This is a genomic window from Nitratidesulfovibrio sp. (assembly GCF_040373385.1).
Taxonomy (GTDB): Bacteria; Desulfobacterota; Desulfovibrionia; order Desulfovibrionales; family Desulfovibrionaceae; genus Cupidesulfovibrio.
Map to the genome: position 1 here is coordinate 313,438 of NZ_JBDXXH010000002.1, position 21,350 is coordinate 334,787.

Below are 21,350 nucleotides of genomic sequence, written 5' to 3' on the forward strand. Positions count from 1 at the left end.
AGCCCGTCGTGATCTTGCGGTCGCCCCTCCTGTTGAGCTTTTCTTGTCGGGAAAGTTCGGTTAGGTTCACGGCAATAGGTGAATGCATACTGCGCCCTTCCTTCGGGCTGGGTGAATGGCGGGCTGCGGAAGCGGGGTGTGGGCCAGTTCAAGCTTGGGTCTGCTCCGCCTGCGACTAGGCAGGCGTGGCAGGTGATCACGTTGATGTGTTTTTTTGAGGTGTGAAGTAGGCAGACTGACGAGACGACACTCCGACTTTCATGCATTCATCCGGGCAGCCCCGTTTTTGGGGCTGCCCCCCTGCATATCTAGCTTGTGGAGGGGGATATGGATTTTCGTGAACGGATTTACTCGTTGGCTTCGCGGATAGCAGAACTGCGTCCGCATACCTGTACCGAAGAGGCGACGAAGAACGCGCTTATCCTGCCGTTCCTGCAAGCCCTTGGGTACGACACCTTCGACCCGCGCGTGGTCGAACCCGAATTTACCGCCGACGTGGGCACCAAGAAGGGCGAGAAGGTCGATTACGCCGTGAAGCGTGACGGCCAGCCCGTCATGCTCATAGAGGCCAAGTGCTGCGGCACCCTCTTGGACCAGGGCAAGGCCAGCCAGCTTCTGCGCTACTTTCACACCACCAAGAGCGCCCGTATCGGCATCCTTACCGACGGCGTCATCTACAAATTCTTTTCGGACCTCGACCAGCCCAACGTCATGGACGCAACGCCGTTCATGACGTTTGATTTTGCGGCCATAGAGGATGCCCTGATCCCCGAGCTGAAGAAGCTGGCAAATGATCGCTTCGACATCGAGGCCACCCTGTCGGCCGCGCAGGACCTGAAGCACATCCGCCAGTTGAAGGGCCTGCTGGCCAAGGAAATGCGCGAGCCGTCGGACGAACTGGTGAAGTACTTCGCCCGCGACGTGCATACCGGCCAACTGCGGGCCAACGTGGTGGAGTGCTACCGCGACAAGCTGCGCCTCGCCTTCCAGCACCACGTCAACGACATCATCAACGAGCGCCTCCAGACGGCCATGCAGGGTAACGCCTATCCCGAGCCTGTCGAGCCTTGCGAAGAGGCCCCGGAGTCCCCGGCAGGGCGGCAGATCGAAACCACGCAGGAAGAACTGGAAGCCTTCTACGCCATCAAGTCCATTCTCCGCGACGTGATCCCGCCGGAGCGCATCTTTATGCGCGACGCGCAGACCTACTGCGCCATTCTGCTGGACGACAACAACCGCAAGCCCATCTGCCGCCTGCACTTCAACGGCAAGCAGAAGTATCTGGGCCTGTTCGACGAGAACAAGAAGGAAACCCGTCACCCCGTGGATGGTGTGGATGGGCTGTACGGGTTTGCGGATGTGTTGCGAGTTGGCGTGATTTAATAAACCGTGTTTGAATTTTATTGCCAATTAATGGAGTGATATATGGATAATATAAGGATTAAAAATGTGCGTGGACTCGTTGATACAAAAGACATTGATATAAAGCCAGTCACTATTTTGCTCGGAAGAAATGGTTCTGGGAAGAGTTCATTTGCTAGGTGCTTCCCATTGATGAAGCAGAGTTGTGTTGAGAATAAGAAAAATCCATTGGTGTTCAATGGGCAATATGTTGATTTTGGGGATTATAATACGGCAAAATCAATGTTTGGTGGGGATATATTTGTGAGTTTTAGTATAAATCCAAAAGATATAGAATCTGAAATTATCCCTAGTTATTTGTTTGACTATGTTGGTGAGGAGTGTCTTTCATATAGAATTAAATTTTCAGCAACTGGTGAAAGGGATAATTATATAAGTAAGATTTGTATTTCTTCGAAAAGTTATAAAATATCTCTAACAGTATCTGAATCTCTTCGAATAAGAGAAGCTAAGATAAACGGTATTGATTGTAGTGAGTTCCTGTCTGAGTTTTCAATCGTACCAGGGATGATAGTCCCGATGCTGTGTGAAGGTAAACGTAGGGTGCCTTTTATGTGGCTTAGTGAAACGAGTACGCCTGTCAAGGCGTTTGTGGATATTGTTAGAGAGCATTGTCATCAAAGGGTATCAAAGGGTTCAATATTAAGCATGATATATAAATTCACGCCAGTGAGTAATCGTGAGATTTTAGATTTTCTTAAGGGGTACGAGCTGGGACAGGTGTGGCGCAGTAAGGTTCAGGGTTGGACAGTTAAAAAGTTGGAGTTTCTTAGAATACGGAAAATACTCCTGTCGGTATATGCTTTTCGATTTATGGCGCATGCTCGTGTCACCTTTGAACTGGCTATGGATAATGTAGAATACCTGGCACCGCTTCGCGCAATGGTTCAGCGGTATTATAGATTCGATGATTCACCAGTTTTTCGCGTGAGTCACGATGGTAGTAATGTTGCCCTATTTTTTCATGGAATGAGTGATGAGGATAGGGAAAAGTTTACTAATTGGACACAGAAGTACTTTAAAATACAGTTTGCGTCACATAGTGCGTATGGGCATGTTTCGTTGTTTGTTTCTTTGGATGGTGAGACTCCTCAGAATGTTGTTGATAGTGGATTTGGCTATTCTCAGGTATTGCCGGTGTTGTTGCAAATGTGGTCCACGCTTAGGCCAGATAAGCGAAGCACATTTAAGGGGAGGGTTAAGAAGATTATAGTGATTGAACAGCCAGAACTGCATATGCATCCGTGTATGGAGTCTCTCTTTGCTGATGTTGTTTTCACGCTTGCGAAGAGTCAGGACTCGCATTTTATGCCGCATTTTATTATTGAGACGCATAGTAAGGAGATTGTTAACAGAATTGGAGAGAATATTGTCTCATCACCCCAGATGGCTAGTGAGGTGGCGCTCTTGCTTTTTGAGAAAAAAGAAAATGGGAAGTCTGCGGTCACCCGTACGGAGTATTCTGCGGAGGGGTATATTAAGGATTGGCCCGTAGGGTTTTTGAGCGCTGAATAAGTTGTGGTGTCGTTATGATAATTTGTGTCGATGATACGGTTGTAGGGCAGGCCCTGGCTGGAAATCCTGTGTGTGTAGATTTAATCGAGCGATTGGCAAATGTTTGGCGAGAAAGGACGCATTTTATTCTGCTTTCGCCAAAGTCTGCTGTTGCGATTAAGGATGCACCAGGATTTCATGGGTGTAGTCATTACTATGCAGATATATGTAGATTTTTGATTCAGAATTTTTCACTGCTGCGAAGTGTGGACCCCTATGTCGTTTTTACGTGGGATGACGAAAAGGGGCTGTTGCCAAGGGGTGGTGAAAGAGTGATTTTTTCTAAGCCGAAGGCTATTTTTGAGAATAGGCGTGAGCACGAACTGTATGACGCATTTGCTAGTGCCTGTGCGGGTGAAGCTTTGCGAATTGGGCGTAAATATTATGATCCAATTCATGGAAATGGAGACCAAACTCATGAAAGTTATAAGGATCAGTTGGAAGCAGATGATGGCTTGGCGATTTGTATTGTCGACGGTGATGTGAAGTGCCCAGGCGGTCGCATTAGAAATACTGCAGAAAAGGTAATGAAGCTTGGTCGGAATGAATTTGTGAGAAGTGTTGTTCTTGAAGTTCATGAGTTGGAAAATCTTATTCCTCTTGCTGCAATTAAAGAGTGGTACGAAAGTGTTGGTGAGTACGATGGTGACCGGAGCATGGTGTTGGGGATTCTTGGAGCGGATGAAGAATTTCGATGTTTTATAGATTACAAAAAGGGTCTTACTGTAAAGATGTTGAACGAATCAGTCGGAGACGCGCTCCTCTGGGCGTTTTATGCTAGGGCGATAGAGGCTTTTAAGTGTGCTTTGAATCGTGGAGTCGATGATGAGTGTTTAACTGTAGAGTGCCGTCGTTGTGCGCGTCGCGTAGTCTGTAGAGTTAGGATGCTTGAGAAGATTGTTGAAGCAGATAGGCGTGTTCTTAGTGTGGTTTGCGGTTATGTAGTAAGGGAGTGTGATTCAATTTGTGAAAATGCACGTTCTGCTGGCGAGGCAATGTTTTCATTGGTTTTCTCGCCAAGATATTCTGCTGCGATTTGATGATTTGTTACATTAGTTGATGAGGAGGTTTTTGATGATCAGCAGCATGGTAAGAATGATAAGAGCAAGCAAGTATCACAGGATTATTGAGCGTTACTTAAGGGCTGGAGTTGGTCTTGGGGAGATTAGCCAAATTGCGGAAATTTGTTCGCCAAAGGTTGCGATGGCGTTTTATTCATATTTTAATCGCGTAATGGAGGCGCATGCTAACTCTAGAGATGAAGCTATTGCCATGCTCGAAACTGATAAGGGTATGTTTGGTAAGTTTTGCGACTTTGCTGCTGCGAATTATAGGGGATCTTCCTGTATTGAGAGTGTTGAGCGTGAAGAGCGTGCTAAGGTGATTGCTGCTATATGTGATGAATTGAATATTTCTGTATCTGAATTTATGGCGCTTGATGTTGTGTCTCAAGGTTATATTGCCAGTCATGAAGACCCGGTAGCTAGAAGAGTTCAGACCGTCGTAGGGGAGTTGAGGAAAGTTGGCGCAACTGATGATATTGTTTTAAAGTCTATTGTTGACGCTCTTTCGTCAGGTGCGCAGGGGTCAGGAGTTGAGGGTGTCAGGTCTGAAAAGACTGTTGGGGATTAATGGCTAGAATTGTCAATGTGCCGGGGGTGCTTTTTGTCTGTTTTTTGCGAAATATCCTGCATAGATTCCCATATTCTGCGTGAGCTTATCCATGTTCATAAAGAAATCTGCTCCCAACCCCCTTCCGCCGAACAGGTCCGCGCGTGGGAAGGGTCCATTGAAATCTTAAAGCGGTTGTGTCCGCAGTTGCCGGCGGAATACTCGCTTATCTTCGAATTTGTCCTGCCAAGGGAACGGGGGCGTAGGCCAGACGTCATTCTGCTTTCGCAGAACGTGGCCTACGTTTTTGAGTTTAAAGAAAGCAAAACCCCAGGGCGGGCCCATGTGGACCAGGTGGCCGCCTATTGCCGAGACCTGGCAGAATACCATGCCGGCAGCCGCGGTAAGCGCATCGTCCCCTTGCTGGTCATGGCCGGGGCAGAGGGGCTGCGGAAGCAGTCCGGCGATGTCCGCATCTACAGTCCAGATACCCTAGAGCAAGACATCGCGCAGATTGTCGATTGCACAGATCCCCCGGGCGATGTCGCCGCCTTCCTGGAAGGGGATTACGAGCCCCTGCCCAGCCTGGTGCATGCTGCAAAGCTGCTGTTCGAAAAAGAACCCCTGCCCCAAATTCGCCGCGCAGAAAGCGTGGGCATTCCAGATACCCTGCAGGTGCTGCACGAATACGCCGGGCGCGCCCTGCAGGCTGGCGAAAAGGTGCTGGCGCTTGTTACCGGTGTGCCCGGCTCTGGCAAAACGCTGGTGGGCTTGCAGTTCACCTACGATCAAAGCGAGCAGGGCGCCAACAACGCCGTCTTTCTGTCTGGCAATGGCCCCCTGGTAGAGCTGCTGCAGTACGCCCTTAAGAACAAGATCTTCGTCCAGGACGTGCACGGCTTCCTCAAGCAGTATGGCGGCGGCAGCACGCGCATCCCGCGTGAACGCATCTGGATCTACGACGAGGCGCAGCGCGCCTGGGACGATGAGCGCGCCAAAGACAAGCGCGGCCCCCAGGCCCTTTCAGAGCCCAACGACTTCGCCCGGCTGGCCTCGCGCGTGGATGGCGGGGTGATGATCATCGGCCTGATCGGCGAAGGGCAAGAGATTCACCTTGGCGAAGAGGCTGGCATCTCGCAGTGGAACGACGCCCTGGCCGCCGTGCCCGACGACTGGACCGTGGTCTGCCCGCCGCACGTGGCCCACGTGTTCACCAGCGCAAAGCAGTGCGTGCCGGAAGGGCTGCTAAACCTTAGCGCCTCGTTGTGTACGCACCGCGCGTTAGGCCTGCAAGAGTGGGTGCGCCTGTTGCTGGATGGCAAGCTGGCCCAGACGCACGTGCTGGCCGGCACGCTGCGCGAAGACCTGTTCCCCGTCTACGTTACCCGCAACGTAGAATCTACAAAGAAGCACGCGCGCGAACGCTACCTCGGCAACCTAGGCCGCCGCTTCGGCCTGCTGGCATCGTCCAAGGCCAAGAACCTGGCCGATCACGGCATACCCAACGACTACGCAGCCACCAAGCGGGTGCGCAAAGGTCCCTGGTTCAGCGATGACCCGGACCACCCCGGCTCCTGCTGCCAACTGGATAGCGTGGCTGCCGAATTTGCCTGCCAAGGGCTAGAACTAGACTTTCCCATTGTTGCTTGGGGCGATGACCTTACCTGGAACGGCGTGGCCTGGGCTTCTCCCCCTGGCGGCCGATCCAAGGCCAAGAACCCGCACCAGCTGCGCCTTAATAGCTACCGCGTGCTGCTCACCCGTGGCCGCGATGGCATGGTGATCTTTGTGCCCGCGGGTAAAGAAATGGATGCCTCGTTCGAGGCGCTAGTGACCGCCGGTTGCGCGGTAATGTGAGGGGAGGGGAGTGCAGTTCGGGCGTTGTGTCTCTTGGTCTGTGGGTGCCAGTATGCTTGTTGCTGTAGCCGTTGTGCTTATCGTATGCGCTTTTTGGATATATCACAGGCGTAGGGTTGTTAATCAGGGTAATATCGCTGAGTATTTAAAGGGTGTGTCTGTAGGGCGCCTGTTGCGGGGGTGGAAAGAGTCTACGGATGCGGCAAGGGGTGAAAAGCAGTGGATTAATGAGCGATTGTCATGGCTTTTCTTGCCGCAGGCAATGCTCATGGCAGCCTTGGCGACTGTTATTGCTGTGTTTTCAAATTGTGACGTTGGTAGGTATGCGGGTTTTGTTTTTTTGATTATTGGTGTTGGTTTTTTTCAAGTTTATTGGTGCTCGTTTTGGTTTTTTCTGCTGTTAGGATGTATGGAGAATGGAGAGATAGAATAATTGCACACTATAGGATTATAGAATCTATAGATGGTCTTGGGTATATTGTTACGTTTGGGTGTGCCCCGCAATGGCCATCGTATTGTGCTCAGATTGTCCCTCTGATTTTCCCTTTGATGTTTGCAGGAGTGTGGAGTTTTGTGTTTTTTTGGTTTTGTGCGGAGTGGTACCCTTTGCCTGTGTATTGGGTGGCGGTGTGATTGCAATGATGCTTAAGATTTAGCGTAGTGCTGTTTTGTGGTGGTGCGCAGCGCTTAGCCTTCTGTTGTGTTAGTTTGATTTCGTAGTTGTATCGTATGTTTTTGTGTCGTTGTAGTGGCGTAGCTGTTTTATGTGCTGTTTTTTTCTGTGCTGTTTTGATGGAGGGGCATGTGTAATAAGGGTGCTGATGATGTTGAGAAAAAATGGGCAATGGCGCATTCGCTGATAAAGCTCGAAAATGATTTGGTTAATCACCGGATGACTGCTGTTCTTGCTTCGAATGCATTTTTATTTGCAGCTTTCTTGGGGGTTGGGGATAGGCTGCTCGCGCGTGTCTGTGCTGGTTTTGATTTCAAGTTTTATGCAATGATGTTTGTAATGCTAGTAATTCCTGTGTGTGGATATGTTATATCCAGGGGGGCTGCTGTTGGTGTCCGCGCTGCAAGTCGTCACATATGCGCGTCTAGGTATTGGTTTTGTGCGTGGTGTGATGGTGATATTGCTGATGTCCCAAGGCTTGTGGGGAGAAAATGTAGTGCTGATTTTTTATTGATAGTATGGAATGATTCTCCGTATGAGCAAGGTGAAATTGGTGGTTATAAGATTGATATAGCAGAACTTGGGTCTGGTGTGCCTTGTATTCCAGTTGTTTTGGCAAGGATATGGGTTCTTATGTTTGCTGTAGTGCTTATTTGCTTTGCGTATTTTGTACAGGGATAGTATTCACCTGACACTGCCGTGCCCGGCGGGGGGCTGATCAGGCTGCCTGCTGCCCTTCGCTGCCCTCTTCCGGGTGGCCCTCGGGAGGGCCATCAAGGAAAGCTTGGTAGGGTGTCCGACCGTTCATGTTTCTGCCTTGGTGCGCCCGCTCGTGGTTGTAGTGGTGCAGGTAAGCGTCCAGGTCCGTCTGCATTTCGTCTAAGGACTCGCACCAGTTCCTGCGCCCCTGAATCCTGAAATGCTCGTTGAGCAATGTCCTGTGCAGCCGCTCCACAAAGCCGTTGCTTTACGGGCGTCTGACGCGGGTTGTCCAGTGTTCGATGTCTTCCTGTTGTAGGAACAACTCGTAGGGATGCCTGTCGGGACGCCCGCAGAATTCCCGGCCATTATCCGAAAGCGCCGTGATGACCGGCGTGTCGTGCTCCTCGAATAAGGGCAGCAAGTCCCATGCGTTTCGCCCGCCGGTGGCCTGACCACCGGCGGGTTTTTCGTTTGCGGGGCAAAGCCCGCGCGGGTGGCAGTTGGATGTCTTGAATCGTATGCCGTGCGTGAGATGAAAGAAGGCCCGGGACTTCAAGATGCTTGACGTTGTGTATCCAAATGGATACAAGTGCCGTATGAACACGTTCTTCCGCACGGATGTTTTCGCCAAGTGGCTGAACGGCCTCAAGGACATGGCGGGAAAGGCCCGGATACTCGTGCGGATACGGTCGGCTGAGGCGGGCAACTTCGGTGACTGCGAACCGGTAGGCGAGGGCGTCTCCGAAATGCGCATTCACGCGGGACCGGGATACCGGGTCTACTTCACTCGCCGGGGCGAGACGATCTACCTGCTGCTCGCGGGTGGCGACAAGTCCAGCCAGAAGCGTGATATCGTGCTTGCCAAGAGGCTGGCGCGGGAATTGGAGGATAGCCATGACTAAGATTGCCAGATTCGATGCCGCCGAATTTCTCGACAGCGAAGAAGCCATCGCCGCATACCTTTCGGCAGCGCTCGAAGACCCGAACCCGGATGTGTTCCTTGTGGCGGTTGCCGACGTGGCCAAGGCCCGTGGCATGAGTCAGCTTGCCAAGGACGCGGGCCTTGGCCGTGAGAGCCTGTACAAGACCCTCGCACCTGGGGCGCAGCCTCGCTACGGGACCATCGTCAAGCTGCTCGGGGCCATGGGCGTTTCGCTTCAGGCCAAGCCCAAGGTGGCTGCCTGATCGCGTAGGCATCAATGCGCTTGCATGCCGTTGCACGGCACCGCGCACTGGTCCGCGAACCAAGCAGGGCCGGGAGAGTCTCTCGGCTCTGCTTTTGTATGTAGAAAATCCCGCGTTATGCACGAGATTTTCTACATACAAGAAATGGGTTGTGACATGTTGTCACAACCCATTGTTTTCATGGTCGGAACGACTGGATTCGAACCAGCGACCCCCTGCTCCCAAGGCAGGTGCGCTACCAGGCTGCGCTACGTTCCGGCGGGGCCACGGCGTCGGCGTCGTGGCGTACGGTGGTCAGATAGTCGAAAGCGTGTCGCGGTGCAAGGGGAAAAGGGGATGCGGCCAGTTGGCAGGGTGCTGGCGGGGAACCCAGCGATACGGAAACAGCGTGTGCGGAAAAGGAGCAGGCCGTGGTTAAGGTGAAGGGACAGGGGGGGGCTGGGTGCTGGCGGCGAGGTTCGTGCTTGGGCTATCGTCGTTCAGTGCCGTGGCGCAGGCTTGATCTGAAAACCCTCGATTTGCTCCGGCTTGAGTCGTCCCGCCTTGGTCTGTAGTCGTCCAAGCTTGATCTGGCTTCCTGTTCCGTTCTGAAGGTGCCAGCCCCCGCGCATGGCTCGTGTCCGCCCCCGCGCCGTGGCCGCGTTCATCCTCTCGCGTCTCACAAGCCCATCCTCGTACTCATCCCCGTGCGTATCCCGTGCCCATTCGCACGCAGTTTGCGCTACATATTTTTTATAGTGCGCCCAAGTTGCCTTTTCGCGTAATGCTATGAAATTAAAGTGTATGTTCAAGGTCTAGCCCTGCGAGGCAAGGAATTTTTTCGCGTGGCGCGTTATTTCGCGCACGGCTCGCTTGACGACAGGGTGGAAGGTGCGTATTTACGCATCTCCTTACCAATTGGCAGCGTTCTTGTTTCCCTCGTTCGATCTTCGCATGTGCAAAGCTCCGGACAGATGAAAAGAAGAGCCTGAGAAAATTCCGGAGTATCACACATGTCCAAGAAGCTCTACGTCGGCAACCTTCCCTTCTCCAGCAGCGAAAGCGACCTGCGCGCCCTGTTCTCCAACCACGGCGAAGTGCAGTCCGTCGCTCTGATCATGGACCGCGAAACCGGTCGTCCCCGTGGCTTCGGCTTCGTGGAAATGGACGACGACGGCGCCCGCGCCGCCATGGAAGCCCTTGACGGCCGCGACTTCCAGGGTCGCAGCCTGAAGGTGAACGAAGCGCAGGAACGCGCTCCCCGCCAGCCCCGCTGGTAGGTCTTCGCTCCCCCTATCGTCTGGACCGGGTCCCGCCCATTTCGGGCGGGACCCTTTCTTTTCGGCGCGGTTCCGCGCCACAAGCAGGAGGAGACCCTATGGCCAAGGACGACTATTTCGAAGTGGCAGGCGTGGTGCAGGAAGCCCTGCCCAGCACGCTGTTCCGTGTGGAACTGGAAACGGGCCACACCGTGCTTAGCCACCTGTGCGGCAAGATGCGCAAGTTCCGCATCCGCATTCTGCCCGGTGACAAGGTGCGTGTCGCCATGTCCCCCTACGACCTGACCAAGGGCCGCATCGTTTTCCGCGAACGCTAGGCGGCCCGCCACGGCCCCGCGCCGTGTCCCGTAGCCTGAAGGCCCCTGCCGGTACCGCACCCGTGGGGGCTTTTCGTTTGCTGGCGACACGGGCTGGGGCGGGGCATGCCGGGTGGTCAGATGCTGCGCCTGCCTCGGTCACGCCCGCAGTACCGCACGTGCGCAGCGACAGTTGCCGTGCCTGTTCGCCGCGTTTCTGACTGGCTGGAGCCGCCCCGTTTCCCCGCGCGCCCCCTGTCTTTGACACCCCAGGCCGCATGGGGCATTTGGGTAGGGGGGGGGGCAATGACGGACTGCCGTGCTCCCCGTTTCCCCGTACCCTTTCCGGAGCCGCTCATGGGACACATCGCCGCCAAAGATGTCTACCGCCGCCTCGGCCACGCCATCGACAACACGCCCGTGCGCACGCCGTGGAACGACGCCTTCCACGCCATGCTGCGCGAACTGTACACCCCGGAAGAAGCGGAACTGGTGGTGCGCATGCCGTACCGCCCATCGTCCATCGGACGGCTGGAGCGGGTCACCGGCATGCATCGCGCCCGGTTGCAGGGGCTGCTGGATCGACTGTGCGACAAGGGGCTGGTGCTGGACATCCGCGAGGATGGCGACCATATGGCCAACGCAATTGGCGCGGCCAACCCAACGGGCACGGCCCGCGCAGCCGGGGCCGCTGAAGCCGCCGAAGCCGCCGGGCATCTGGCCGCATCTGCGCAGGGGCATGGCGGTCATGACGGGCACGTTCACCCGCACGTTCACCCGCACCAGCACGCTCGTGCCGCCAACGGCCAGCCCGAACACCATCCCGCCGCCTCCGGCTCCCCGGTTTCCCCGGCATCCCACCACCCCGACGACGGCTGCCTGTACATGATCAGCCCCATCGTCATCGGCATTTTCGAATTCACCATGATGCGCACCGGCGGGGCGTTGCCCAGCAAGCGCTGGGCGGAACTGTTCCACGACTACATGTTCGGCGACCGGGCCTTTCTGGATGCCAACTTCGGCGACGGGCAGCGCGTTTCGGTCATGCGCGCCCTGCCGCATCAGCAGACCCTGGGCGACCATGTGGAAATTCTGGATTACGAGCGCGCCGCCGCACTGGTGGAGCAGAACCGTACCTTTGCCGTGGGGTTGTGTTCGTGCCGGCATGAAAAGCACCACCTTGGCACCCGTCAGTGCGACGTGGACATGGAAACCTGCACCTCCATGGGCACCGGCGCGGAATACCTGATCCGGCACGGCTTTGCCCGGCGCATCGACAAGGCGGCCATGCACGACATTCTGGCCCGCTCGCGCGATCTCGGCTTCACCCTGTCCGCAGACAACGTGCAGCAGGGCGTGGGGTTCATCTGTCATTGCTGCGGGTGCTGCTGCAATCTCATGCAGGGCATCCGGCAGTGGGGGCACGCGGGGATACTGGTCACGTCGTCGTTCATCGCCCGCTGCGATGCCAGCCTGTGCAACGGCTGCGGCCTGTGCGAGCGGGCCTGCCCCATAGACGCGGTGTCGCTGCCGGTGCCGCCCGGTGGCCGCAAGCGCGACCGACGTTGCGTGGTGGACGAGGCCTACTGTCTGGGCTGCGGGGCCTGCGCCCTGAAGTGCCCCACCGGGGCGCTGCGGCTGCACCCGCGCGAGCGCAAGGTGCTGCACCCGGCGGACAGCTTCGAGCGGGTCATATTGCAGAGTCTGGAGCGCGGCACCCTGCAAAACCTGGTTTTCGACAACCCCAACAGCCGCACGCAGGAATTCATGCGCGGGCTGGTGGGCGGCTTTCTGCGCCTTGGCCCGGTGAAACGGGCGCTGATGGGCGAGGCATTGCGCTCGCGCTTTCTTGATGCCGTGCGCCGCATGGCCGGGTAGGGGGCGTCTGTCCGGCTACGGGGCCGACCATCCGGGCGGCGACCAGGCAGGCATGGGGCGACCAGGCAGGCATGGGGCGATCAGGCAGGCATGGGGCGGCCAGGCATGCTGCCTCGGGCAGGGCGTGGTCGTTGCGGGGGCCAGCCTCCCCCCCACGTCTTCCTGCCTTTTCCCATGACGAAGCCCCCGCTGGCAATGCTGGCGGGGGCTTGTTGTCTACTGGAGCCGACGTGGAAGGTGGTCGGCTGCGTGGCCATGTGCGGGATGTCGGCCATGTGCGGAATGTCAGGCCATGCCCGGTCAGGTTCCACCATGTTCGGTGCGTCGGGTCATGTTCGGTGCGTCGGGCGATGTCTGTCCATGTCCGGCAACGTTCGTGCGATGTCGGGCAGGCCGCGCCGGGTCAGTTGCAGGGGGTGGGGTGCGACTTCAGAAGGTCATCGGTGATGGCGGCTCTTTCCTCCGCATCGGCGGGGTGCACGCACAGGCAGTCCGCGCCCTGGCCCAGGGCGGCGGCGCGCTTGTCGTGCCTGCCAAGGTGGCTGCCCAACTCGGCGGAGTGCCCGATGAACAGGGGGCTGTACCCCGTGTCCAGCACCGCCTGCGGCTTGCGGGCGAACATGAATACCCCGCTGAAGTCCGCCAGGGTGGCGCCCAGAGGGTACACCGCAAAGGTGTAGGCCTTGCCCGATGCTCCGGTGAACGAGGTCATGGCGAGGGGTTCCATAGTGCCTCCTTCGGGTTGCGGGAAATACGGTACCCTTTGGAATAATATAGGCACGGAACAGCTGCGCCGCAATGATTTGCGCAGGGCGGCGGCGTCGTGCCGTTCCGGAATTCCGCTCTCTGGTGGCTTTTCTCCAAATTAGGATTTTCGTTCGTTGGCAAGGAAAACGAGCCTGCCATGAGGGAGTATACTCTTATTGTATTCGACCGAGCCTTAGCCGTTGGACAAGCGCGTAGCGCGAGTCTTACGGATAAGGACAGCAGCGCTCAGGGCAGGTGAAGTTTGACGCAGCAAACGGACGAAAAGACAATTTGGAGACTGCCCCCTAGAACTCGATGCCCCTGGTGGCCTGCACCCCCTTCTGCCACGGGTGCTTCACTTCGGTCATCTCGGTGATCAGGTCGGCCCGCTCGGCCAGCCAGTCGGGCAGGCCGCGCCCGGACAGCACCAGATGCCTGCCCTGCGGTTCGGCCAGTTCCAGCAGGCGTTCCACTTCCTCGCGGGTCACGATGCCGTAGCCAAGGGCGTACAGGGTTTCGTCCAGCACCAGCATGTCCACTTCGGGCAGGATGGATTCGGCCCATTGCAGCAGTTCCTGCGCGGCCTTGCGGTGGGCGGGGCGGTCTTCCTCGCGGCGCAGAAAGCCCTTGCCCCCGGCGCGAAAGCGTTCGCCCAGCAGGCGTTCCAGCATTTCCTGTTCGCCCGCCTGTCCGGGGCGCTTCATGAACTGCCCGAAGGCTACGGTCATTCCCTGGCCCATGGCCCGGATGGCCTGCCCCACGCAGGCGGATGTCTTTCCCTTGCCGTTGCCGGTGTATATCAGCAGCATCAGTTCTCCGGGGTGTCCCAGCCCACTCCCGGCATGGCGGCCCCGCAGCGGGCACACCGCGACGAGGCGGGCAGGTGGGTGTGAAAGCCCTCGCGCCGGGCGAACAGTGCGCCGCAGGCGGGACAGTGGGTGGATTCGGCGGGGTGGCCCGGCATGTTGCCCAGGTAGACGAAGCGCAGTCCTTCTTCGCGACCGATTTCCCAGGCCCGTTCCAGCGTGGCGGGCGGGGTGGGGGGGCGGTCGGTCAGGCGGTAGGCCGGGTGAAAGCGCGAAAGGTGCCACGGCACGTCCGGCCCCAGTTCGTCGCGGATGAACCGGGCCATGTCGCGCAGTTCGTCCGGGGCGTCGTTCAGGCCGGGGATCAGCAAGGTGGTCACCTCCAGCCACCAGCCCATGCGGGCAATGGTGCGCAGGGTGTGCAGTACCGGCTTCAGCCGCGCGCCGCACTGTTCGGCGTAGAAGCGTTCGGTGAACGCCTTCAGGTCTATGTTGGCCGCGTCGATGCGGTGTTCCAGTTCGGCCAGGCATTCTGGCGACTGGAAGCCGTTGGAAACCATGATGGTGGCAAGCCCTGCGGCGTGGGCAGCGTCCGCCGTGTCGCTCATCAACTCGAAAAAAATGGTGGGCTCGGAATAGGTGAACGACACCGACGCCGCCCCGTTGGCCCTGGCCTCGGCCACCAGCTTGGCCGGGGTGGCCCGCTGGCCGCGCACCACGCCTTCTTCGGCGGGCGGGCGAGACAACGACCAGTTCTGGCAAAAGCTGCACGCAAGGTTGCAGCCCATGGTGCCGAAGGAATAGGTGAGCGTGCCCGGCATGAAGTGGAACAGGGGCTTCTTTTCCACCGGGTCCAGGTTCACGGCGGCCACGTTGTCGCCCACCAGGGTGAACAGCTTGCCGACAGGGACGGTTTTTCCCAGCGCGTCTGGCTCCGTGACGTCGGGGCGATTCACCCGCACCCCGCAGCGGCCCGTGCCACCCCCCGCAATGATGCAGTAATGGCTGCACAGGCGGCATTGCACCCGCGCCGCCTCCGCATCCGGGGGGGCGGTAGCGCCGGTGCCGTCGGGCGGGGACAGGGGCTTCCAGAGGCGTGCATCAAGCATGGTGAATATCCTTGGTGGATGGAAAGGCGCCGGACCGGGGCACAGGCGAACGGGGGCGCAGGCGAAGGGGGCGGCCTGCGGAGCAGGTCGGAAGCAACCATCCCGAAGCGTGGCTACTGCCGCCTGCCCGTCCCGATGCCGCCGGGGGGCAGGGGGGTGGGCCGCATCACGCCGCCGCTGCTTCCGCTGTTTCCCCAATTGCCGCTGTTCCCACTGTTTCCGCTGTTGCCACCCTGCGGTTGTCCCCACGTGCCGTTCACGTTGACCTCGGGCGCGATGATCATGGGTACCTGTTGTTGCGGCATGTCCTGATGCCGGGGCGGCCCCTTGGATTCCATGACCCGGTCACCGGTGTCCGGGTCGCGCCCGATGTACGACTGGTCCCCGCCGGTCCCCATGAAGGTGTCGTGGCGGGGCCGCTCCTGCTGCGGGGGAATGCCGCCCTCCGTGCCGTTGGAGCCGGTCGCGGCCGCGGCCGCGGCCATGAGGGCGTGGGGGGTCGCCCGCACGGGGGTGCTTTCGCGGGCAATGGCAGTGCCCGGCAAAGCCGCTGTGGACAGCATGCCCGTTACCAGTATAGCATTGAGTAAGGCCCGTGCCAGCAGGGGTTTCATGGTGTGTTCCTCTTGCGCTTCGGGGGGTAAAAGCCTATGAAGGGCTTCCGGAAAATCCGAAGCCAGATGACTCAAGGAGCCTACGTTAATGTCTGAGGACCGTTCCAAAGCCTACACCGATGCGGGGGTGGATATCAACGCCGGCAATGCCCTCGTGTCGCGCATCAAATCCATTGTAGCCCGCACGCATACCAATGGCGTGATATCCGACATCGGCGGCTTCGGCGGCCTGTTCAAGCCGGATCTTGCGGGGATGGACGAACCGGTCCTTGTTTCCTCCACCGACGGCGTGGGCACCAAGCTGAAGTGCGCCTTCCAGTTCGGCAAGCATGACACTGTGGGCATCGACCTGGTGGCCATGAGCGTCAACGACATTCTGGTGCAGGGCGCCCGGCCGCTGTTCTTTCTCGACTATTTCGCCACCGGCAAGCTGGACGTGGACGTGGCCGCCAGCGTCATTTCCGGCGTGGCCGAGGGCTGCCGCCGCGCAAGCTGCGCCCTGCTGGGCGGTGAAACCGCCGAAATGCCCGAAATGTACGCCCCCGGCGAATACGACCTGGCGGGTTTCTGCGTGGGCCTTGTGGACAACACGCGCATCGTGGACGGCTCGTCCATCCGCGTGGGCGACGCCATCATCGGCATTGCCTCCACCGGCCTGCATTCCAACGGCTACAGCCTGGCCCGCAAGGTGCTGGCCCAAAGCGGCCTGAACGGCGACGACCCGCTGCCCGGCTCTGACCGCACCGTGGCCGAGGTGCTGCTGGAACCCACCGCCATCTACGTGGACATCGTGCGCTCGGTGATGCGCGACTTCGACATCAAGGGCATGATACACGTGACCGGCGGCGGCTTCTACGACAACATCCCCCGCGTGCTGCCCGCCACCGTCGAGGCGCACATCGATTTCGGCTCGTGGACCGTGCCGCCGGTGTTCAACTGGCTGCTGGCCCAGGGCAACCTGACCTGGCCGGAAATGCTCCAGATATTCAACTGCGGCATCGGCTACATCATGATCGTCTCGCCCGACGTGTGCGACGAGGTGCTGGGGCGCGTCAACGCCATGCACGCCCAGGCCTGGCGCATCGGCACCATTGATCGCCGTCGCGACAAGGCGGCGGAGCAGGTGCAGGTGGCCTTCTAAAGCCTCACGTCCCTGGCCCGCACGACGACGTACAGTGCATGCCATCGGGGCCGTTCCTTCGGGAGCGGCCCCGTTCTTTTGCCGGGGGGCCGTGGTTGGCCCACGGAATGGATAACGGGCCGGAACCCTGAGGTTCCGGCCCGTTGCGGTGTCATGCCGGTGTGATCATGCCGTGCCCTGTCAGGCGGATGCCTGTCATGCGGATGGCGGGCAGGGGCGCGGGGTGCGTCAGTCCTCGCAGCCACAGGCCTGATCGTCGTCGGGAACCCCCTCGTGCGGTCCGGCTTCCAGATGCCCTTCGGGCAGACCTTCGTCGGCGTCATCGGGTTCGGTGTCCTCGACGCCGGACAGGTCTTCCGCCGTTCGGGAACCGCCCGTACGCGGCGTGCCCTTTTCGGGGGAATCGGGCCCGTCCGATACATCCGATACATCCGGTCCGTCCGGTCCGTCGGGGTTGGTCGATCCGTCCGATACATCCGGTCCGTCGGGGTTGGCCTCCGGCGCATCGCGCAGCAGGTCGGCCAGCGGCGTGGGCTGCCATTCACCGGGCAGGGGCACGCCCCGCTCCGTAAGGTCCGCCCGGTCGCCCAGATATGGGTTGAAATAGCCGAAGCCCAGCCACTGACATTCCCTGCGCAGCCGCTTGCGGAAGTTGACCAGCCCCATGTTGGGGCCGAATTCGATGCCTTCCAGCAGTTCCAGGTACATTTCCGGGTCGATGTTCAGGTTGCGCAGTTGGATGAAGCTGACGCCGCAGGTGCGGATCATGTCCAGCAGGGCTTCCAGTTCCGGCTCGGTGTCGGTGATACCGGGGAAATACAGCAGGTTCAGCGAGACGAACACCCCGTTCCGCCGCGCGGTGGCAATGCTTTCGCGCACGTCCGACAGGGTGTAGCCGTGCGGACGGTAGTAGCGGTTGTACGACTCTTCGCGGGCGCTGTTCAGGCTGACCCGCAGCGAGGTAAGCCCCGCCCCGGCAATGCGCTCCACGGCACCCGGCAGCGAGGCGTTGGAATTCAGGTTCACCGTGCCGCGCCCGCCGTCGCTGCGGAACAGGCGCACCGCTTCTTCGATCAGCGGGGCCTCGGTCAGCGGCTCGCCCTCGCAGCCCTGGCCGAAGGAAAAGACCGGCTCGGCCACTTCGTTGCGGGCGTGGTGGCGCATCACTTCCACGATTTCCGCCGCCGTGGGGGTGAAGGCCATGCGGTTCTGCGGCGTGGCGCAAATGCGCGACCCGGTCTCCTGCTGCGAGATGCAGCCCACGCAGCGGGCGTTGCACGCGCGAGAGACGGGCAGCGGCGCCTCGTACCGGCCAAGGCACAGGTTGCGCGCGGCGGGGCAGGAATAGGTAAGGGCGCATTTGGCGGTCAGGTGCTGCATCAGCCGGTTGTCCGGGTAGCGGCGCATCAGTTCGCGGGCGGTCTGTTCCACCTTCTTGCGGTGGATGCCCCGGAACACCTGACGGTTCGATTCGTCCACCCGCTTGGCGCAGACGTAGAAGCGTCCGTTGGCAAAACCCACGGCGCCGTATGCGAACAGGGGCAGGGTGGGGGCGTCCGCCTCGCTGACGTAGGCGGGGTGGGCGGTCAGGGTGTGCGCGGGCGCGGCAAAGGCGGCCACGGCCAGTTCGTCCATACCCACGGCCTCGCCGGTTTCCGGGTCCAGCCCCACGGCGCGGCGGCCCGGCAGCAGGAACAGTTCGCTCTCGTCGGGCAGGGGCATCAGTTCGTCGGGGCGGGGCAGGGCGAATTCGTGCCCGCGCCGACAGACCATCAGCAGGTCCGGGTGGTCGTAGATTTCGCCGTTTTCGTCGGCCACGACAAGGTGGGGGCGGATATTGGATGAGGCCATGTGGTGCCCTTTGTTCTCATGTATTGTGGTGCATCGTGGGATGTGCTAGGTGCCGGATGGTTACTGCAAGCGGGGTTCCCCGGCAAGTGCATATCCGGCCCGCTGGTCGGTGGCCGGGGAAATGCCGCCTTTTTTTTCCGGGAGTGAAAAGGACCATGTTCGACAACGCCACCATGTTCATGATGTTCATCCTGCTGTGCTTTGCGGGATTGCTGGTGATGTTCTATTTCGTGCTGCGCGGCATGGAAGAGATTGCGCGCGGCATGCGTGACGAGCACGCCGCGCTGGCTTCGGGCCTGCGCACGCTGGAGGCGCGGGTGAACGAACTGGCCCGCGCCCAGCGCGCGGCTGCGGCCGGGCTGCCGCCCGTCGCCCACGCGGATGCCGGGGCCGACGCGTTCGACGAACCGGCAGGCCAGTATCACGTCCAGTACGGCACCGGGCCGGACGCCCGCACCGACACGGGGTATGGCGCCGGAGATGATCCGTTGTACGGCCTGGTGCACGAGGACGCCGATCCCAACCTGCCGGGCGGCCTGGCCATGGACTTCGAGGAACCCGTGGAACTGGTGGACCGCCAGCCTGCCGACGAATCCGGCCTGGGATATGACGGCGTGTCCGGCTTGAGGCCGGGCGACATGGCCGACGCGCCGCGCGAGGCAGACCGGCACGAGGTGGAACTGCCCAGCCTCGACCTGACCGCACCGGCAACGAGAACCTCGGGCGTATCGGGCGACAGGCGTGGCGGTCTGGATACCTCCGCGCTGGATGCTTCCTCCCTGGACGCCTTCGGCGGCCCGACCCGGCAAGGCGACGACTACGAGCCTTACCCCGCCCCGCTCACCCCGCGAACCACCGACGGGACGGATCTGCTTTCCTTCGGCAACGGGCGCTCCGATCTGCCGGACGGGACCACCCCCCGCGAACGTCGGGCCGAGTCCCGTGCCTCGCGCGGCAAGGGAGAACTGCCCGGCCTGAAGCTGGACGACTAGCGGCACGGCGAACTGGTTGCTCAAGGGCGGGTGACGCATGGACATCGTCTACATACTGTTGGCCTGTTGCGTGGCGGGAGTGCTGCTGTACACCAAGCTGGGGGGCGGTGGCGGTGGCGCATCGCGCCTGGCCGAGGCGGCCCTTGAGCGCGACGTGCAACTCATGGAACTGCGTCTGGCCAACCTGACCGAGGAATTCGGTACCCTTCAGGCCAGCGTGGCATCCATGCGCGGTCGCCTGCATACCCACGCGGAGCACGAGGCCGACCGTGCCCGGCAATTGCGCGATGCCGCCGTGCAGTCCGCCACCGAACAGCGCGAAGGCCTGCCCGAGCGTCTGGTGCGCAAGGGACTGGTGAACGCCGATCAGGTTGCCAAGGCCGAGGCCTACCGCCGCAATACCGGCAATCCGCTGCCGACGGAAGAGATACTGGCCCTGCTGGGCTTCGTTGCCCCCGATGTGCTGCGCGCGGAGCGCGACGAGCACAAACGGCAGACCCGGGTGGCCGTCGCGCCGGAAGCCGGACCGCCCCCCGCCGAGGGGGGCGGGGACAAGGCCTGAGCCGCGCCGACGTATCCGATGGCACCAAAATTCGCGGGATGACATGCGCCCGGCTTGCCGCACAGGCCGCCGGGCGTTTTCGCGTTCAGCGGGCGGCGGTCAGGTATGCCTCGCGCAGCAGGGGCGAAGGCATCTGTTCGGCCAGCAGCAGGTAGATCAGGCGCAGGTGGGTGCGGCGGATGTCGTCAACCCGGGCAAGGCGTTCCGCCACGATGCCCTGTGGCAGCCCGAGCAGCCGTTTGGTGAAGTCGCGTGCCCGGTGGCGTGCCCGGTGGGCGGCGTCCACGTTGGCCTGGCCCGTTGCGGCGATGCGCGCGCACCGTTCGGGATCGGCCAGCGCCGTGCGGACAACCTCCATCAGGCTGTCGATGTCGTCGGGTTCGTACAGCAGAAGGTCGCGTCCGTCCTCGAACAGGTCGCCGAGGCCGTGGCCGATGCGCGGCGTGACCAGGCAGCCGCCGCAGCCCAACGCCTCGAACACCCGGAAGTTCAGGTCGCCGTGTTCGCAGTAGTTCAGCAGCAGCCGCCCGCGCGGGTACAGCGCCCGGTAGTCGCCACGGGTAACGTGCAGGCCGGGCAGGCGTTGCCCCAACTGTTGCAGGAAGGCGTGACGGGCAGGGGTGCGGGCCGCGTCCACGGTGCCCACGAACAGCAGGTCCCATTCCGGCGCGGGGGGGCGCGGCAGGTCCGTGTCCTTGGCGAAGGCGGGGGTCCACCAGATGCGTTCGTCCGGCAGGCGTCGCCCGGCCACCAGCGGAATGTGGTCGCGCAGGCTCATCAGGCACACGTCGAAGGCCTGGGCATACAGCGGGTACCAACTGTGGATGTGCGAATCCACGCAGTAGAACACCGTCAGGCACGGAAACGATTCCATGCCCAGCACAAAGGGCGGGCGGCTCTTGTCCGCCACCACCACCACGTCGGGTTCCCAGCCCGCCTCGCGCACCAGGTCGTCCCAGCCGAACACCGCAACCTGCTGGAAGTCCATGGCGTGCACCTGCCAGCCCTCGTCGCGCAGGGCCTGCGCAAAGAACGGGCTGCCGATCCAGAACAGCTTGCGCATGGGGGTACCGCGTTCGTCAGTCATGGCC

General features: G+C 60.1%; 21 protein-coding genes, 1 tRNA gene and 1 pseudogene. 15 read left to right on the top strand and 8 right to left on the bottom strand.

From position 1 onward, the window contains the following. Positions 1–327 precede the first annotated feature (327 nt). The 7 genes from ABWO17_RS04485 (at position 328) to ABWO17_RS04515 (ending at position 7,798) form a co-directional block, all read left to right on the top strand. Positions 328–1,383 carry a type I restriction enzyme HsdR N-terminal domain-containing protein gene (locus tag ABWO17_RS04485; protein ID WP_353116382.1) on the top strand — a complete coding sequence of 352 codons (1,056 nt, stop codon included), beginning with the start codon at positions 328–330 and terminating at the stop codon, positions 1,381–1,383. 42 nt (positions 1,384–1,425) lie between these two features. After that, entirely contained in the window at positions 1,426–2,937 is a 1,512-nt protein-coding gene (locus tag ABWO17_RS04490) for an AAA family ATPase (RefSeq protein ID WP_353116383.1), read from the top strand. Positions 2,938–2,951: 14 nt separating this feature from the next. After that, positions 2,952–4,016: a hypothetical protein gene (locus ABWO17_RS04495; RefSeq protein WP_353116384.1), complete on the top strand. Its 1,065-nt coding sequence runs from the start codon at positions 2,952–2,954 to the stop codon at positions 4,014–4,016. A gap of 34 nt (positions 4,017–4,050) precedes the next feature. Next, positions 4,051–4,608: a hypothetical protein gene (locus ABWO17_RS04500; RefSeq protein WP_353116385.1), complete on the top strand. Its 558-nt coding sequence runs from the start codon at positions 4,051–4,053 to the stop codon at positions 4,606–4,608. Between the two features lie 33 nt (positions 4,609–4,641). Next, positions 4,642–6,444 (top strand): DNA/RNA helicase domain-containing protein, encoded by a 1,803-nt coding sequence (locus ABWO17_RS04505; RefSeq protein WP_353116386.1) that lies wholly within the window; start codon positions 4,642–4,644, stop codon positions 6,442–6,444. Between the two features lie 52 nt (positions 6,445–6,496). Beyond that, entirely contained in the window at positions 6,497–6,877 is a 381-nt protein-coding gene (locus ABWO17_RS04510; RefSeq protein WP_353116387.1) for a hypothetical protein, read from the top strand. A 369-nt stretch (positions 6,878–7,246) separates the two neighbouring features. Further along, positions 7,247–7,798: a hypothetical protein gene (locus ABWO17_RS04515; protein WP_353116388.1), complete on the top strand. Its 552-nt coding sequence runs from the start codon at positions 7,247–7,249 to the stop codon at positions 7,796–7,798. A 37-nt stretch (positions 7,799–7,835) separates the two neighbouring features. Here ABWO17_RS04515 and ABWO17_RS04520 read toward each other — a convergent pair. Further along, positions 7,836–8,240, bottom strand: a pseudogene (locus ABWO17_RS04520) (integrase core domain-containing protein); the annotation flags it as partial. Between the two features lie 175 nt (positions 8,241–8,415). On the opposite strand from ABWO17_RS04520, the gene ABWO17_RS04525 reads away from it, so the two are divergent. Together ABWO17_RS04525 and ABWO17_RS04530 are read left to right on the top strand one after the other, a co-directional pair. Beyond that, positions 8,416–8,721 (top strand): type II toxin-antitoxin system RelE/ParE family toxin, encoded by a 306-nt coding sequence (locus ABWO17_RS04525; protein WP_353116389.1) that lies wholly within the window; start codon positions 8,416–8,418, stop codon positions 8,719–8,721. Continuing rightward, positions 8,714–9,004, top strand: coding sequence for an addiction module antidote protein (locus ABWO17_RS04530; RefSeq protein ID WP_353116390.1), 291 nt, complete (start codon positions 8,714–8,716; stop codon positions 9,002–9,004). The genes ABWO17_RS04525 and ABWO17_RS04530 overlap by 8 nt, the downstream gene beginning before the upstream one ends. A 181-nt stretch (positions 9,005–9,185) precedes the next feature. On the opposite strand, the gene ABWO17_RS04535 is transcribed toward ABWO17_RS04530, so the two are convergent. Beyond that, positions 9,186–9,262, bottom strand: a tRNA-Pro gene (locus ABWO17_RS04535). Positions 9,263–9,996: 734 nt separating this feature from the next. On the opposite strand from ABWO17_RS04535, the gene rbp reads away from it, so the two are divergent. The 3 genes from rbp to ABWO17_RS04550 all read left to right on the top strand — a co-directional run bounded on the left by rbp (position 9,997) and on the right by ABWO17_RS04550 (position 12,437). Continuing rightward, positions 9,997–10,263: an RNA-binding regulator gene (gene rbp, locus ABWO17_RS04540; RefSeq protein WP_007521357.1), complete on the top strand. Its 267-nt coding sequence runs from the start codon at positions 9,997–9,999 to the stop codon at positions 10,261–10,263. Positions 10,264–10,361: 98 nt separating this feature from the next. Further along, entirely contained in the window at positions 10,362–10,580 is a 219-nt protein-coding gene (gene infA / locus ABWO17_RS04545; RefSeq protein WP_012611350.1) for a translation initiation factor IF-1, read from the top strand. Positions 10,581–10,916: 336 nt separating this feature from the next. Then, positions 10,917–12,437 carry an ATP-binding protein gene (locus ABWO17_RS04550; protein WP_353116391.1) on the top strand — a complete coding sequence of 507 codons (1,521 nt, stop codon included), beginning with the start codon at positions 10,917–10,919 and terminating at the stop codon, positions 12,435–12,437. Between the two features lie 403 nt (positions 12,438–12,840). Here the strand turns inward: ABWO17_RS04550 and ABWO17_RS04555 are convergent, their stop codons facing one another. From ABWO17_RS04555 to ABWO17_RS04570, 4 genes are all read right to left on the bottom strand, one after another. Beyond that, positions 12,841–13,164 carry a hypothetical protein gene (locus ABWO17_RS04555; RefSeq protein ID WP_353116392.1) on the bottom strand — a complete coding sequence of 108 codons (324 nt, stop codon included), beginning with the start codon at positions 13,162–13,164 and terminating at the stop codon, positions 12,841–12,843. Positions 13,165–13,489: 325 nt separating this feature from the next. After that, positions 13,490–13,993: a cob(I)yrinic acid a,c-diamide adenosyltransferase gene (locus tag ABWO17_RS04560; RefSeq protein WP_353116393.1), complete on the bottom strand. Its 504-nt coding sequence runs from the start codon at positions 13,991–13,993 to the stop codon at positions 13,490–13,492. Then, positions 13,993–15,099, bottom strand: a complete 1,107-nt coding sequence (gene amrS / locus ABWO17_RS04565; protein WP_353116394.1) for an AmmeMemoRadiSam system radical SAM enzyme — start codon at positions 15,097–15,099, stop codon at positions 13,993–13,995. Before amrS ends, ABWO17_RS04560 begins: the two co-directional genes overlap by 1 nt. Before the next feature lie 113 nt (positions 15,100–15,212). Beyond that, positions 15,213–15,713, bottom strand: coding sequence for a hypothetical protein (locus tag ABWO17_RS04570; RefSeq protein ID WP_353116395.1), 501 nt, complete (start codon positions 15,711–15,713; stop codon positions 15,213–15,215). Between the two features lie 88 nt (positions 15,714–15,801). Here ABWO17_RS04570 and purM point away from each other — a divergent pair, with 88 nt between their 5' ends. Next, positions 15,802–16,854: a phosphoribosylformylglycinamidine cyclo-ligase gene (purM, locus tag ABWO17_RS04575; RefSeq protein ID WP_167128042.1), complete on the top strand. Its 1,053-nt coding sequence runs from the start codon at positions 15,802–15,804 to the stop codon at positions 16,852–16,854. Between the two features lie 228 nt (positions 16,855–17,082). Here the strand turns inward: purM and ABWO17_RS04580 are convergent, their stop codons facing one another. Further along, positions 17,083–18,705, bottom strand: coding sequence for a radical SAM protein (locus ABWO17_RS04580; protein WP_353116396.1), 1,623 nt, complete (start codon positions 18,703–18,705; stop codon positions 17,083–17,085). Between the two features lie 155 nt (positions 18,706–18,860). Between ABWO17_RS04580 and ABWO17_RS04585 the strand changes: the two genes are divergently transcribed. Both ABWO17_RS04585 and ABWO17_RS04590 read left to right on the top strand, forming a co-directional pair. Next, positions 18,861–19,697: a hypothetical protein gene (locus tag ABWO17_RS04585; RefSeq protein ID WP_353116397.1), complete on the top strand. Its 837-nt coding sequence runs from the start codon at positions 18,861–18,863 to the stop codon at positions 19,695–19,697. 37 nt (positions 19,698–19,734) lie between these two features. Then, positions 19,735–20,259, top strand: coding sequence for a hypothetical protein (locus ABWO17_RS04590; protein ID WP_353116398.1), 525 nt, complete (start codon positions 19,735–19,737; stop codon positions 20,257–20,259). 85 nt (positions 20,260–20,344) lie between these two features. Here ABWO17_RS04590 and ABWO17_RS04595 read toward each other — a convergent pair whose 3' ends face one another. Next, complete coding sequence (locus tag ABWO17_RS04595; RefSeq protein WP_502914879.1) at positions 20,345–21,322, bottom strand: glycosyltransferase family protein; 978 nt, start codon at positions 21,320–21,322, stop codon at positions 20,345–20,347. Positions 21,323–21,350: the final 28 nt, after the last annotated feature.